The organism is Micromonospora sp. NBC_00858, assembly GCF_045207365.1.
Classification (GTDB): domain Bacteria; phylum Actinomycetota; class Actinomycetes; order Mycobacteriales; family Micromonosporaceae; genus Micromonospora.
Window position 1 is genome coordinate 4,188,258 of record NZ_CP108828.1, and the last position, 13,944, is coordinate 4,202,201.

At 73.5% G+C, this 13,944-nt stretch carries 10 protein-coding genes and 1 riboswitch; of the genes, 6 read left to right on the top strand and 4 right to left on the bottom strand.

The genetic code is table 11. The features are described 5' to 3' along the window. Positions 1-53: 53 nt before the first annotated feature. Complete coding sequence (locus OG990_RS19485; protein ID WP_328425566.1) at positions 54-569, top strand: 2'-5' RNA ligase family protein; 516 nt, start codon at positions 54-56, stop codon at positions 567-569. 214 nt (positions 570-783) lie between these two features. After that, positions 784-975 (top strand): hypothetical protein, encoded by a 192-nt coding sequence (locus OG990_RS19490; RefSeq protein ID WP_146218288.1) that lies wholly within the window; start codon positions 784-786, stop codon positions 973-975. 15 nt (positions 976-990) lie between these two features. On the opposite strand, the gene corA is transcribed toward OG990_RS19490, so the two are convergent. Beyond that, positions 991-2,121: a magnesium/cobalt transporter CorA gene (corA, locus tag OG990_RS19495; protein WP_406076598.1), complete on the bottom strand. Its 1,131-nt coding sequence runs from the start codon at positions 2,119-2,121 to the stop codon at positions 991-993. A gap of 221 nt (positions 2,122-2,342) precedes the next feature. On the opposite strand from corA, the gene OG990_RS19500 reads away from it, so the two are divergent. The 4 genes from OG990_RS19500 (at position 2,343) to OG990_RS19515 (ending at position 7,202) form a co-directional block, all read left to right on the top strand. Then, positions 2,343-4,292, top strand: coding sequence for an amino acid transporter (locus tag OG990_RS19500; RefSeq protein ID WP_406076600.1), 1,950 nt, complete (start codon positions 2,343-2,345; stop codon positions 4,290-4,292). Between the two features lie 85 nt (positions 4,293-4,377). Beyond that, a riboswitch (SAM riboswitch) is annotated at positions 4,378-4,490 on the top strand. A 274-nt stretch (positions 4,491-4,764) separates the two neighbouring features. Beyond that, positions 4,765-5,634, top strand: a complete 870-nt coding sequence (locus OG990_RS19505) for an ABC transporter substrate-binding protein (RefSeq protein WP_406076602.1) — start codon at positions 4,765-4,767, stop codon at positions 5,632-5,634. 45 nt (positions 5,635-5,679) lie between these two features. Then, complete coding sequence (locus OG990_RS19510) at positions 5,680-6,462, top strand: amino acid ABC transporter permease (protein WP_406076604.1); 783 nt, start codon at positions 5,680-5,682, stop codon at positions 6,460-6,462. Continuing rightward, the gene (locus OG990_RS19515; RefSeq protein WP_355607464.1) at positions 6,459-7,202 is read left to right on the top strand and encodes an amino acid ABC transporter ATP-binding protein; all 744 of its coding nucleotides are present in this window, start codon (positions 6,459-6,461) and stop codon (positions 7,200-7,202) included. The genes OG990_RS19510 and OG990_RS19515 overlap by 4 nt, the downstream gene beginning before the upstream one ends. 43 nt (positions 7,203-7,245) lie before the next feature. Here OG990_RS19515 and OG990_RS19520 read toward each other — a convergent pair whose 3' ends face one another. From OG990_RS19520 to OG990_RS19530, 3 genes are all read right to left on the bottom strand, one after another. After that, positions 7,246-8,562 carry a hypothetical protein gene (locus OG990_RS19520; protein WP_406076606.1) on the bottom strand — a complete coding sequence of 439 codons (1,317 nt, stop codon included), beginning with the start codon at positions 8,560-8,562 and terminating at the stop codon, positions 7,246-7,248. Positions 8,563-8,764: 202 nt separating this feature from the next. Beyond that, complete coding sequence (locus OG990_RS19525) at positions 8,765-10,336, bottom strand: Na+/H+ antiporter (RefSeq protein ID WP_406076608.1); 1,572 nt, start codon at positions 10,334-10,336, stop codon at positions 8,765-8,767. 124 nt (positions 10,337-10,460) lie between these two features. After that, a complete protein-coding gene (locus OG990_RS19530) occupies positions 10,461-13,805 on the bottom strand; it encodes a BTAD domain-containing putative transcriptional regulator (RefSeq protein WP_406076610.1) in 3,345 nt (1,114 codons plus the stop codon). Between the last annotated feature and the right edge of the window lie 139 nt (positions 13,806-13,944).

Here is a 13,944-nt window from a genome sequence, read left to right on the forward strand (position 1 = left end):
CGATCAGGTACCGCCGAAACCGGCGGCCAAACCTCGGCCGCTACGGTGATCAAGTGGTCGCGGCGTTGGAGCTGTATCTGGACCCGGACGCCACCCGGCGGATCCGGGTGCTCTGGGACGCTCTCGAAGCCGAGGGCGTGCAGAGCATGCGCTCGCTGCTGGAGCAGCGCCACCGCCCGCACGTCTCGCTCGCCGTGGCTCCCCGCTTCGACCCCGAGCAGGTCGCCGCGGCGCTGCGCGGCACGGTCGTGGCCGCCCCACTTCGGCTCGAATTCCAGCACACCGGTCAGTTCGTCGGCCGGGTGCTCTGGCTCGGCCCGACGCCCACCCCGGAGCTGCTGGCACACCACCGGCTGGTGCACGACCGGCTGGCCGCTGCCGGCATCACCCTGGTGGAGCACTACCAGCCGGGACGCTGGGTGCCGCACTGCACGCTCTCCATGCGGGTGCCGAACGCGCTGATGGCCGCCGCGGTGCGTCGCTGCCTGGAGGTGTTGCCGCTGGCCGCGACCGTGGTCGGCGCGGCGCTCACCGACCACGCCCGCAACATCGCCCACCCGCTGCCCTGAGGCGACCAGGGCACGACAGACGCAGCCCTGCGTGGAATGTCCGGTTTGGCGGGTCGCAGTCGGGAAACTGAAAACGAGGGGTGCTGACGAGGCTGGGCGTGGGATGGTTCGACATGGATGTCGTTCCGGTGGCCTCCCGCCCGCGCGCGGCCGGCCCATCCGGTGGCGCGGACGCACGCGGCGCTGCCCGGGACGGCTTCGACGAGGAGAGGCAGTGCCCATGCAGGCTCAGCGCAGGCCACCGCGGACGGAGCGGAGCCAGACCAGGGACGACCGGACCGGCGGCGGCATGACCGGGGCGGCCACGCCACTGACCATCTGGGCCGCTGCCGTGCTGCTCGGCCGGATCGGTGCCGGCGATGACGACAGTGAGGACGAACGGCATATCCTGCGCGGCATCGAGTGACCCTCGGTCACACCGTCACAGCCAGCCGCGCCGCTTGAAGATCAGGTAGAGGGTGCCGCAGACCAGCGCCATCAGCAGCAGCGCGAACAGGTAGCCGAAGCGCCACTGCAACTCGGGCATGTGGACGAAGTTCATCCCGTACACCGTCCCGATGAGCGTGGGTGCGAACAGGATCGCCGCCCAGGACGAGACCTTCTTCAGCTCCTCGTTCTGCGCGTAGCTGGCCGCGGTGAGGCTGCGCATCTCCTCGTTCTGCTGCTGCGAGACGAGGGTGGCGTTGACGGTGAGGATGTTCTGCAACAGGTGCCGGAAGCCGTCGACCCGTTCCACGACCTGCGTGAGGTGGTCGGTCACGTCGCGCAGATAGCGGCGTAGCTCCTCGTCGGTGCCGTAGCTGCCGGCGCCGGCCGCCAGCGCGTCGAGCACGTGGAGCAGCGGGCGGGCGGCCCGCTGGAACTGGATGACCTCGCGGCTGAGCCCGTAGATGCGACGGCTGGCGTTCGGGTCGCCGCCGAAGACCTGGGTCTCGATCTCGTCGATGTCGTTCTCCAACCCGGCCACCACCGGCGCGTAGCCGTCGACCACCTGGTCGAGGATCGCGTACAGGACGGCCTCCGGGCCCTGGGCGAGCATCTGCGCGTCGGCTTCCAGCCGCCGCCGCACGGCGGCCAGATCCGGTGCCTCGCCGTGCCGGACGGTGACGACGAAGCCGGGCCCGATGAACAGGTGCAGCTCGGAGAACTCGACCTCCTCCCGCAGGTCGTCGTAGCGGGCGGCGCGCAGCACCACGAAGAGAGTGTGCCCGTACCGCTCCAGCTTGGGCCGCTGGTGGGCGTTGATCGCATCCTCCACCGCCAGGTCATGCAGCCGGAACTCCCGGGCCAGCGAGGTGATCTGGTCGATGTCGGGCCGGTACAACCCGATCCAGGCCATCGCCTCGTCCTGCTCCTGGAGGCAGCGGTACGTCTCGGCGAGCCCGGCCGGCGACGCGAAGCGGTGCCCCTGGAGGTAGACGGCGCTGTCCACCAGACCGCCAGCACCTGGCTCGGCCGGCTGCTCGCGCGGCGACTCGCCGCCGCGGATCTCGTGCTCGTCGAGCTGGCGGCCGAAGCCCTCGCCCCGGCGGAACCGACGGCCACCGACCATGACCCGCCCCCTCCCCGGACGCCTCAACCGGCGGCTGCCCGAACCGCCCGGGCAGGTCGGGCAGGGACGCCGGGAGGCGCTGCTTCCCCCGTGCCCGCGCGCCAAAACCCTCCGACGCGCCGGTTGCCCGGCCGGGGCGGTTTCCGCGCACCGCCGGACGGGCGAGGGCCGGCGGGCGGATACTCGCGGTGACCACGGGCGGGATGACGGGGGAAGCGCCGATGGAGGTCGACAGGCGCGCCGGCCCGCGGACCCGCCGGCTGCGGGACTGGCTGCTCGGCGCCGATTCGGAGCGGCCTCGGCAGCAGGGCCCGCACGGCCGCCCGCCGGAGCACCGGCACCACCCGTGGTGGAAGGTGATGTGCCTGACCGGTGTCGACTACTTCTCGACCCTGGGCTACCAGCCGGGCATCGCGGCACTGGCCGCCGGGGCGCTCTCGCCGGTGGCGACCCTGGTGCTGGTGCTGGTGACCCTGCTGGGCGCGCTGCCGATCTATCGGCGGGTGGCGGTGGAGAGCCCGCACGGCGAGGGATCGATCGCGATGCTGGTACGCCTGCTGAGCTACTGGCCGGGCAAGCTGCTGGTGTTGGTGCTACTCGGTTTCGTGGCCACCGACTTCATCATCACCATCACCCTCTCCGCCGCCGACGCGACCGCACACATCGACGAGAACCCGTTCTGGCCCGAAGGGCTCAGAGGGCAGAGAGTCCTGCTCACGCTGCTGCTCGTGGTGCTGCTGGGCGCGGTGTTCCTCAAGGGTTTCACCGAGGCCATCGGGATCGCCGTCGTCCTGGTCGCGGTCTACCTGGCGCTGAACGCGGTGGTGATCGCCGCCGCGCTGTGGCAGGTGGTGACGCACCCGAGCGCGGTCGGGGACTGGACCACCGCGCTGACCACCGGCCACGGCGACCCCTGGATGGTGGTCGGGCTGTCCCTGCTGGTCTTCCCGAAGCTGGCGCTGGGTCTGTCCGGCTTCGAGACCGGGGTGGCGGTGATGCCGAGCGTGCGGGGCGACCCGCAGGACACGGAGGACCGGCCACTGGGCCGGATCCGCGGCACGCGCCGGCTGCTCACCACCGCTGCGACGATCATGAGCGTTTTCCTGATCACCAGCAGCGTGACCACCACCGTGCTGATCCCGCCCGAGGCGTTCCAGCCGGATGGGCCGGCGAACGGCCGGGCGCTGGCCTACCTGGCGCACGAGTACCTCGGCGAGGTGTTCGGCACGGCCTACGACCTGTCCACCATCGGGATCCTCTGGTTCGCGGGCGCCTCGGCGATGGCCGGCCTGCTCAACCTCGTACCCCGCTACCTGCCCCGCTACGGCATGGCACCGACCTGGGCCCGGGCGGTCCGGCCGCTGGTGCTGGTCTTCACCGCGGTGGCTTTCCTGATCACGGTGGTCTTCGAGGCCAGCGTGGACGCGCAGGGCGGCGCGTACGCCACCGGGGTTCTGGTGTTGATCACCTCGGCGGCGACGGCCGTGACCCTCGCGGCACGGCGACGGCGCCAGCGCCGCCGCACGATCGCCTTCGGCATCATCGCGGTGATCTTCGTCTACACCACCGCGGCGAACGTGGTGGAGCGCCCCGACGGCGTGAAGATCGCGGCCTGCTTCATCGGCGGGATCATCCTGGTCTCGCTGCTGTCACGGCTGAACCGCGCCTTCGAACTACGGGTCCAACGGGTGGAGTTGGACCCCGAGGCGGCCCGGATGATCGACGAGTGCGTCGGGCGCCGGATCCGGCTGATCGCGCACGAGCCGGCCAGCCGAGACCCGGCGGAGTACCGCGACAAGCTGGCCCAGACCGTCGCGGACAACGACTTCCCGGCCGACAGCGACGTGATCTTCGTCGAGGTGACGGTCACCGACCCTTCCGACTTCGAGACCGAGCTGCTGGTGCGCGGCAGCGTGGTGCACGACAACTACCTGGTGCTCAGCCTGGCCAGCTCCGCGGTGCCCAGCGCGCTGGCCGCCCTGCTGCTGGAGATCCGCGACCGGATCCAACGGCGCCCGCACATCTACTTCGAGTGGACCGAGGGCAACCCGGGTGGCAACCTCCTGCGCTACCTGGCCTTCGGGCAGGGCGAGATCGCCCCGGTCACCCGCGAGATCCTGCGCCGCCAGGAGCCCGACCGGAGCCGCCGGCCGCACGTGCACGCCGGTTGACCCGGCGGTCCGGTGGCCGTCGCGGGGGTGAGCGTGGTCATAGCGGCTGGACGATCCGCCGGTTCCGGCTGCTAGCCTCTGAACAGGTCATGAGCGCCAGCGCGAAGCCCCGGCTCGCTGGCCGGCAACCCTCCTCCGCGGTGGGGTGCCCCGGGTGAAGACCAGGCACCGGCAAAGACGTCGGTGCAAGCGTGGCCTGGCACCCAGGTCAGCACAGACCCGGGAGAACCATGCGCATCCTCAGCACCGCCCCACCGACCGACGCCGCGGATTCCCGCGCCGGTTGGCTCCCGCCGGCACTGACCCGGCGGCGGCACGTGGACATGATGCGGGTATGCAGCGCCGCCTGTCGCTGCCGCGCCGCGCACTAGCGCACCCCTCTTTCCCGAACCCACCCCAGCGGTACGCCCATCGGGCGCACCGTCGGCGGCGCACGCCTGCGCCCGCCGCTGCGCAACCTTCGGAGACACCCGTGCGAATTCTTCCTGCCCTGACCCGCGCCGCTGCCCTCGGCGCGGCCACGATCCTGGCCGCCACCGCGCTGACCGCCTGCGGCGACGACACGTCGTCCGACGCCACCGCCAACCCGTACGGCCTGTCGCAGCCGGGCGTGCTGCGCGCCGGCACGCTGACCGACGCCCCTCCGAACGTGTACCTCAAGGACGGCAAGTTCACCGGGTTCGACAACGACCTGCTGGCGGCGGTGGCCGGCAAGCTCGGCCTGAAGGTCGAGTTCGTCGGCACCGACTTCTCCGCGCTGCTCTCCCAGGTGAACAACCGCAAGTTCGACGTCGGCAGCTCCTCGATCACCATCACCGAGGCGCGGAAGAAGACGGTCGACTTCGGCAACGGCTACGACTTCGGCTACTTCGGCCTGGACGTCCCGGCTGGCTCGCCGATCACCAGCTTCGACCAGCTCGCCGGCAAGCGGGTCGTGGTGGTCCAGGGCACCGTCCAGGACGACTACGCCACCGGCAAGCAGCTCGACCCGGTCCGGGTGCCGGACTACAACGGCGCGATCAACCAGCTCAAGGCGGGCACCGCCGACGCGTGGATCGCCCCGGCGGAGATCGGCGAGAAGTCGGCCGCCGACAGCAACGGCAAGATCACCGTGGCGGCCAAGCAGCTCAGCCCGGCACCGACCGCGTACGCGGTCGCCAAGGGCAGCGACAAGCTCCGCGAGGCGCTGAACAAGGGCCTCGACGAGGTGATCGCGGACGGCACCTGGAGCCGGTTGCAGGCGCACTACTACCCGGGCCGGCCAGTTCCGGAGGACTTCCGGCCGGGCAGCGGCACGGTGACCGTGCCGTCGGCGTCGGCGGCCGCGTCGACCGCGTCCTGAGGCCTACCCGGTGACGAGCGAGCGGGGCGGTAGGAGAGGCGACCAATGGATCCGTTGAGCACCCTGTGGGAGACCTTCTTCGACTGGGACGCGATGCGCGAGGCGCTACCCGAGATGCTGACTGTCGGGTTGCCCAACACGCTGATCCTGGCGGTCTCCGCCGCCCTGCTCGGCTCGGTGCTGGGCCTGCTGCTGGCCGTCGCCGGCATCTCCCGTACCCGGTGGCTGCGCTGGCCGGCGCGGGTCTACACCGACGTGTTCCGGGGGCTGCCGGCCGCGGCGACGATCCTCCTGATCGGCGTCGGGCTGGCGCCGCTGGGCATGGAGATCTGGGGACCCGACCCGTACCCGCTGGGCATCCTGGCGCTGTCGCTGATCGCGGCGGCGTACATCGGGGAGATCTTCCGCTCCGGCATCCAGTCGGTGGAGGCCGCCCAACTGGAGGGCGCCCGGGCGCTCGGCTTCTCCTGGGCCGACTCGATGCGGCTGGTGATCATTCCGCAGGGCATCCGGCGGGTGCTGCCCGCCTGGGTGAACCAGCTCATCGCGCTGATCAAGGACTCCAGCCTGGTCTACTTCCTCGGACTGGTGGCCAGCCAGCGGGAGCTGTTCCGGATCGGGCAGGACTACGCGGCCACCACCGGCAACGAGTCCGCGCTGCTGCTGGCCGGGCTCTTCTACCTGGCGTTGACCGTGCCGCTGACGCACGTGGTCAACTGGATCGACCGGCGGCTGCGCCACGGCCGGCCGGCCACCGCGCCGGCCGACGATGACGAGGACGACACCGAGTCGGCGCTGGCCGGCACGACCGAAGGGGACCGGCGATGACCACCGGCACGACCACCTCGGTCAGCCTCGACGTAAGCGACGTGCACCTCGCCTTCGGACCGAACCGGGTGCTGCGCGGCGTCGACCTGGCCGTGCCACGCGGCGCGACGGCCTGCGTGATCGGCCCGTCCGGGTCGGGCAAGTCCACCCTGCTGCGGACGATCAACCGGCTGATCGAGCCGGACCGCGGCGACGTGCTGCTGGACGGGCGCAGCGTGCTGCGCGACGACCCGGACGCGCTGCGGCAGCGGGTGGGCATGGTCTTCCAACAGTTCAACCTCTTCCCGCACATGAGCGTGCTGCGCAACGTCACCCTGGCGCTGCGTCGGCTGCGCAAGCTCGACGAGGACGAGGCGGTGGCGGTCGCCCGGGCACAGCTGGAGCTGGTGGGGCTGGCCGGCAAGGCCGACTCACGGCCGGCGCAGCTCTCCGGCGGTCAGCAGCAGCGGGTGGCGATCGCCCGGGCGCTGGCGCTGCGGCCCGAGGTGATGCTCTTCGACGAGGCCACCTCGGCGCTCGACCCGGAGCTGGTCAAGGGGGTGCTCGGGGTGATGGCCGACCTGTCCGCCGGGGGCATGACCATGGTCGTGGTCACGCACGAGATGGGCTTCGCCCGGCAGGTCGCCGACACCGTCGCCTTCATGGACCGGGGCGTGGTGCTGGAGGCCGGCCCGCCGGAGGCGATCTTCGAGCGGGCCGAGCATCCCCGGCTGCGCCGGTTCCTCGCTCAGGTGCTCTGAGCCCGCGCCGACGACGGCCCGCCCGACCTGGCCCCGATCGACGTCAGCCGGCCTGCCGCCGCAGGTGCGCGGCGAACGCCTGCAGGTCGCCGAGCAGCACCAGGATGGCGTTGCGGTAGGCGACCGACGCCCACAGGTGCAGCTCCTCGTCGTCCAACCCACCGAACGCCGCCGACAGGGCCTTGCGTCGGCGCCGGTCGAGCACCTTGTGCGGGCGGGCGAGCAGGTCGCCCTCCCGGCGCAGGGCCTGCAGGTACGCGGCCACCGCGTCCTGGTAGGGCCGGCCGGCGACCCGTTCCAGCAGGGTGAACTCGAAGACGTTCAACGCCGCCTCGGACTCCCAGTACGCACTGTCGCGCTCCGGCGCGCTCGCGTGGTGCCGGCCCATCGCGTGCCGGGCCTCGTACAGCAGCAGCACACCCCGACCGGTGGTGCTCAGCGGCCGGCGGGGCGCCGGCAACCGCAGCGTACGCACCGGCGCCGCACCGGTCAGGTCCACCGCACCGCCGTACGACGGCATCCGTTGCGCCCCGGTGCCCGGCTCCGGCACCAGGCAGGCCCGCTCCTGGTACTGGTAGGCCAACGGCGGACCCCCGGCGGGCAGGGCGCGCACCGCCGCCGTGTGCAGCTCGGCCAGCGGGCGGTCGTCCGGGGCCCGGTCCGGCGCAAGGGTGAGGACGAGGCCGGCAGCGCCGGGCACCGGCACGCCGAGCATGCAGGAGTTGCGCAGGAACGCCCAGGTCGCCTCCGCCTCGCGGATCCCGCTCGCCACGGCCTGCGCGTCGGCCCGCCAGTCCCGGGCGATCTGCAGCCGCTGCTGAAGATCCGCGGTCGCGGCACCGTCGTGCGGGTACAGCTCGCGCACCGCCCGGGGCAGCGTCCCGAGGCGCAGGTCCAGCAGGTCGCCGCTCGGCGCGGGCACGGCGTGGGTCGCGCAGTCGGCCTCGGTATGCGGGTCGCCGGGCACCGCGTGGCAGTCACCGAGCCAACTCGTCCCGGGTTGCCGCACCGGCCGGGCGAACGCCAGGTGTGGCAGCCGACCGGTGCGTAACACCGTCTCGTACTGCGGCCGGGCGCGCATGGTCCGCAACACGTCCAGCGGCAGCACCGGCGCCAGCGCCAGCACCGCGGCCAGGATCGCGCAGTGCGGGCAGGCCGGGCCGCCGGAATCGCGCACCCGATAGCGGCGCAGATGGTCGATGCCGGGCTGCTCCCACTGCACCCCGATCACGCCGTCGCCCTGCGCCATCAGATACAGGAACTCCGTGGCGCCGCGCTCGCGGGTGACCGAGGTCAGCTCGTCGAGGAACGCCCGTTCGGTGACCACCCGCAGGTCGGCCTCTGTCGCTCCGGTGGTCACGGGCACCCCCTCGCGAACCCAGCGCATCGACCGACGCCGACTCGCCCCACCGTACCCGGCGGCGGGGCGGTCGGGTGCCCTCCACAGGGGCTGGCCATTGTCACCAATCCGTCGGTCGGCCCCGTGGAGGTGTGCGGCGGCAAGGCCTCCGCTCCGGTTCGTCCCGCATGGCCGTCGGCACCCGAGGGTCAGCCGGGCGAGGTCACTCGTTGGGCCCGCGACCCAGCAGCCGGATCTCCTCATTGTCCAGCGCGGCCTGGAGGTCGCGCAGCACGAGGTCGTCGATCTCCCGGCTGTCGCGCAACCGGGTAACCTCCCGCCGCTTGTGTTCGAGGACGCCGAGGCGCAGGTCGCGTTCCAGGCGGCGTTCCTCGGACGTACCAACGCCCTCGCTGACGTCATCCAGGTGCCGTTGGTACTCGGATTGCAGCCGGCGTACCGCTTCCTCCCCGGCTCCGATATCGGCGGCGACCTGCGGCAGCGCGGCCAAACCCACCTCCGTGGCCCGCTGTCGGGCCTGCCGCAACTCGTCGACGCGCTCGGGGTCGCCGACCAGCCCCGCCCAGCGCACCACCAGCGGCAGGGTGGTGCCCTGAACGAGCATGATCAGCACGATCACCAGCGCGGTGACAAAGATGATCAAGTCACGTTCGGCCACCGGTCGACCGGTGACCGTCGTCGCCGGGACCGCCAGGGCGGCGGCGAGCGAGACGGCACCCCGGAAGCCGGACCAGCCGGCGACGGTGCCCACCCGCCAACTGCCCCGCCCCTGGCTCATGCTCACTACTCGGCGGTCCAGCAACTTCACCGACTCCGCCGTCACGTAGACGAAGAGCAGCCGGGTGACGAGGACGACCACGGTGACCACCAGCACGATGACCAGCGCCCGCCCCGGCGAGGTGCTGGTGATGCCCTTCACCGCCCGGGGGATCTGCGTGCCGAGCAGGACGAACAGCCCACCGTTGATCAGGAACGTGGACAGGTCCCAGAACGCGTACGCCAGCACCCGGGACCGAGCGCGGATCACCCGCGGGCCGGCGTAGGCCAGGACCAGGCCGGCGACCACCACCGCCAGCACGCCACTGGCGTGCACCGCGTCGGCGAGCAGGAACGCGGCGAACGGGGTCAGCACGCTCAACGCGCCCTCGCGCAGCGGATCGTCGAGCCGCTTGCGGATCAGCACCACAACGCCGCCCACCAGCAGCCCCGCGATCACTCCCCCGGCACTGGCCCCGAGGAACTCCCCGCCGATGCCGACCGCGCCCGGCGCCGCGCTCCCGGCGAGCAGGCCAACGGTCACCGCGAAGAGCACCAGTGCGGTGCCGTCGTTGATCAGGCTTTCCGCGTGCAGGGTGGTGAGGAGCTTCCGGGGCAGCCGCTTGGCCAGCCCGGTGACCGCGGCGGCGTCGGTCGGCGCGAGGACCGCGCCGAGCACCCAGGCGGCGGCGGGGTTCACCCCGAACGCCTGCGCGGTCAGCGAGACCGTGACCATGGTGAGCACGACCAGCACCACGGCGAGCAGCCCGATCACCGGGAGGTTGGCCCGGATCTCGCGCAGGCTGATGGTGAGGCTCTCCCGGTAGAGGATCGCCGGGAGGAAGATCAGCAGCACCAGCTCCGGTTCCAGGGTGAGGTTGGACAGCGGTGGCGCCAGCCCGATCAGCACCCCGAACGCGATGAGCAGGACCGGCGGCGCGACGCTGTACCGGCCGCCGAGCGTGGTGCCGATCAGGACGGTGACGCCCAGCACCACGATCAGGACGAGCACCTCCACGGCGTACCCCCTCGGTCCATGGCCGACGATGGCCGCGCCGGTGGTTCCATCTGACCGCACCGTGCCGCCCGGTTCGGGGGGAAACCGGCAAGTCGCCGGGGCGGGGTCACGCCACCGCCGGCGGTCAGGCGCGGGCGCGGGCGGTGACCGCCCGGGCGGCACGGCGGTAACCGGCCGCCTCTTCGTCGCGGCCCAGGGCGGCGGCCAGGTCGGCGAGGTGTCCGGCCACCGGGCCGACGGTGAGCACACCGCTACCGGCGGCCAGTTCGTCGGCGGCCGGTCGGAGCTCGGCGGCGACGCGCTTCATCGTGGCCCGGTCGTCCAGGGCGAGCGCCGCCCGGGCGGTGACGCAGAGCCGCGCCTCCCGCAGCAGGTCGTGCGGCCCGTCCGGGAGGGCCCGCAGGGCCGCTCCGGCGGCGTCCCGGTCGCCGGCGCTGAGCAGCAGCAGCGGTCGAACATACGGCTCGTGCGGGCCCCAGTCCATGCCCGCCCAGTCCTCGCCGTCGGACCCGGGGATCGGCCGGTCGTTCCGGTCCGGCGCGGGAATCGGCCGGTCGTCCCCGACGGCGTCAGCCAGGCGCAGGCCGAGCAGGGCGAGCGGGAGCAGCCCACGGGTCAGGCCCGGCATGCCGTCGGCGGGCAGCCGGTCGGCAGCCGCCCGGTACGCGTCCGCCGCCGCGGCCGATTCGCCGTCCAGCGCCAGTCGCAGCGCGGCGTACCAGCGGGTGAAGAGGCCGACCAGCGGTAGTTCGTACCGCTGGGCGAGGCGGTCGGCGGCGCGGGCGTGCAGGTCGGCGCCCGCCCGGTCGGCCAGCGCGCAGCCGGCCTGCACCCGGACGAGGTGGCCCAGCACCTCGAAGGTCACCAGTTGGTGCCGGGCGGCCAGGTCGACCAGGTCGGCACCGATCCGGGCCCGCTCACCGGCCATGCCGACCATGTGGAAGGCGTGCATGAAGCGGGCGTTGAGCGCGAACGCCAGCAGCCCGGGGTCTCCGATGGCGCACGCGATGGACTCGGCTTCGTCCGCCGCCCGGCGACCACGGTCGGTGGTGGTGCCGCGCAGCTCCAGCGCGAGGGTGCTCAGCAGCCGGCTACGCTGCGCCGAGTCCTGCACGCCGAGTGCGGCCAGGGCGTGCTCGGCGGCCCGGACGATCCGCCCGGAGAGGAGGTCGTCGTCGTTGCGGGTCCAGATGGCGGGTACGTCGAAGCCGGCCAGCACCTCCCCGATCAGCCGGGGGTCGCCGACGGCCTCCGCGTCGTCGATCGCCTCGGCTCGCCGCCGCCGCGCCTCGGCCAGCCGGCCCGTCACGGCCAGCGCGCGCCCCAGGCCGAGCACCGCGCTCAGCCGCTCGCGCCGGTCGGTCCCGCCGGAACGGTCGTACGCGTCGATCGCCTGCCCCCACAGGCGGGCCGCCTCATGCGGGTTACCGCCCCGTTCCGCCTGCTCGGCGGCGGTGCGGGCATAGACCGCAGCGCGGCCAGCGGCGACCGGTCCACCGGCGCGCAGCAGGTGGTGTGCGAGCGCGGCGGGGTCGGTGGGCTGCCGTTGTCGCAACGCCTCGGCGACGGCCGTGTGCCAGGCCGCGCGGCGCGGCGCGGACAGGTCGGCGTAGAGCGTGTCGCGGACCAGGATGTGGGTGAAGCGCAGCCGCCCGTCGGGGTCCTGCTCGGTGAGGAAGCCGGCCCGCAACGCGCGGTCCACGGCGTCCAGCAGCGTCGTGGGGTCGTCGGCCAGCGTGCCGAGCACCTCGGGGTCGACGTCCCGGCCGAGGACGGCTGCCTGCCGCAGCACGGTCCGGGTCGGCGCGGGTAGCTGCGCCAGCCGGTGCCGGATGACGTCGCGCACCCCCGGTGGCACCGCCGCCAGCGCCGCGCCACCCTCGGTGGCGTACAGCTGGGCCAGCTCCCGGACGAAGAACGGGTTGCCGCCGCTTCGGTGGTGGATCAGCCGCACGGTGGGCGAGTCCAGCTCCACCCCGGCAACGGTGCGTGCCAGCTCGCCGGTGGCCGGCTCGGGCAGGCCGGCGAGGTACTCCCGGACCGGCTCCAGCCCGGCCGCCCGGGCCAGGGTCGCGGTGAGCGCCGGGCTGATCTCGGTGGCCCGGTAGGTGCCGAGGAGCAGCACCGGCCCGGTGGCCGGCTGCGGACCGCTGAGCAGCGCCGTCAGCAGATCCAGGGTGTCCCCGTCGGCGCGGTGCAGGTCGTCGAGGACCAGCAGCACGGGCCCCCGGTCGGCGACCGCCGAGACCAGCGCCGCCACCGCGCGGTGCCGGCGGAAACGGGCCACGGCGGGATCGCCCGCGCCCTCGGTCCCGGCGGCCACAACGGAGTCGGACAACCCGGCGAGCGCGTCGGTGATCTGCGTCCACGGCCAGGCGGCCGGGGCGCCCTCGTACTCCGGGCTGCGACCCCACGCCGTGGTCCAGCCCTCGGCGGCGAGCCGCCGGGTCAGCGTCTCGGCCAGCGCCGTCTTGCCGGCGCCCGGGTCCCCGCTGAGCAGGGCGAGGGTGGGTCGGACATCCCGGGCGGCAGCCCCGGCGGCCCGCCGCAGCCGGTCCAGCTCCGCGTCACGGCCGACGAACGGTCGCTTCTCCACCGGCGCCGGCCCGCCCGGTCCGACGGGTCCGGTCAGCTCCGGTGCGATCAGGGTGGCGACCGCGGCGGCCGGCTCAACCGGCAGGGTGAGGTGTGGCGCCTGCGCGAGGATGTCGGCTTCCAGCCGCCGCAGCTCGGGCCCCGGGTCGACACCCAGCTCGGTCACCAGGACGTCCCGGGCCTGGCGCAGCGCGGCCAACGCCTCGCCCTGCCGTCCGGAGCGGTACCGGGCGGTCGCGAGCAACCGCCAGGCGTCCTCGCGGAGCGGGTGGCTGGCGAGGTGGGCCGGCAGGTCGGCGGCGGCCTCGTCCGGCCGGCCCAACGCCAACAGCGCCTCCGCTCGCCGCTCGACGGCGAGCAGCCGCAGCTCGTCCAGCCGGTTGATCTCCGCGACCGCCCAGACCTCGCCCGCGCAGTCGGCGTACGCGGGCCCGCGCCAGAGCCCGAGCGCCTCGTCCAGCGCGGCCAGGGCCGGGGCGGGACGTCCCGCCGCCAGCAGCCGGCCCGCCTCGCCGACCGCAGCCTCGAACCGTTCGGCGTCCACCGCCTCCGGGGCGGCCCGCAGCACGTACCCCGGTGGCTCGGTGACCAGGAGCCGGGGCGGCTGCCGGGGCGGCCGGTCGGGCTCCAGTGCCCGGCGCAGGTCGGCGACGAAGGTCCGGATCGCGCCCACCGCGCCCTCCGGAGGGACCTCCCACAGGTCCTCGACCAGACGGTCCACCGGCACCACCCGGCCCCGGGCGATCAGCAGCCGGGCCAGCACCGTGCGCTGCCGGGGCCCCCTGAGCGGGACCGGGCCACGCTCGGCCGCGGCGGTCACCGGTCCCAGCACGCCGAAGGTCACCGCCACGGGTGCCGTCGGCTGCCTGGTCATGGCACCAATCTAGGCAGGTGCACGCGGCCGGCCGCAGCCGCCGGCACTGATCGGACGCTGACCGGCTGCTGATCACCACCGAGCAGGCTCGACGACGTACGGCGGCGACGGGCCACCACCCGCGCCGGCCCCGCTCATC

Bases quoted from the DNA above. Each gene is read 5' to 3' on its own strand.
- OG990_RS19530 (WP_406076610.1), bottom strand. From the start codon at position 13,805: ATGACCAGGCAGCCGACGGCACCCGTGGCGGTGACCTTCGGCGTGCTG.
- OG990_RS19510 (WP_406076604.1), top strand. From the start codon at position 5,680: ATGGATCCGTTGAGCACCCTGTGGGAGACCTTCTTCGACTGGGACGCG.
- OG990_RS19500 (WP_406076600.1), top strand. From the start codon at position 2,343: ATGGAGGTCGACAGGCGCGCCGGCCCGCGGACCCGCCGGCTGCGGGAC.
- corA (WP_406076598.1), bottom strand. From the start codon at position 2,121: ATGGTCGGTGGCCGTCGGTTCCGCCGGGGCGAGGGCTTCGGCCGCCAG.
- OG990_RS19515 (WP_355607464.1), top strand. From the start codon at position 6,459: ATGACCACCGGCACGACCACCTCGGTCAGCCTCGACGTAAGCGACGTG.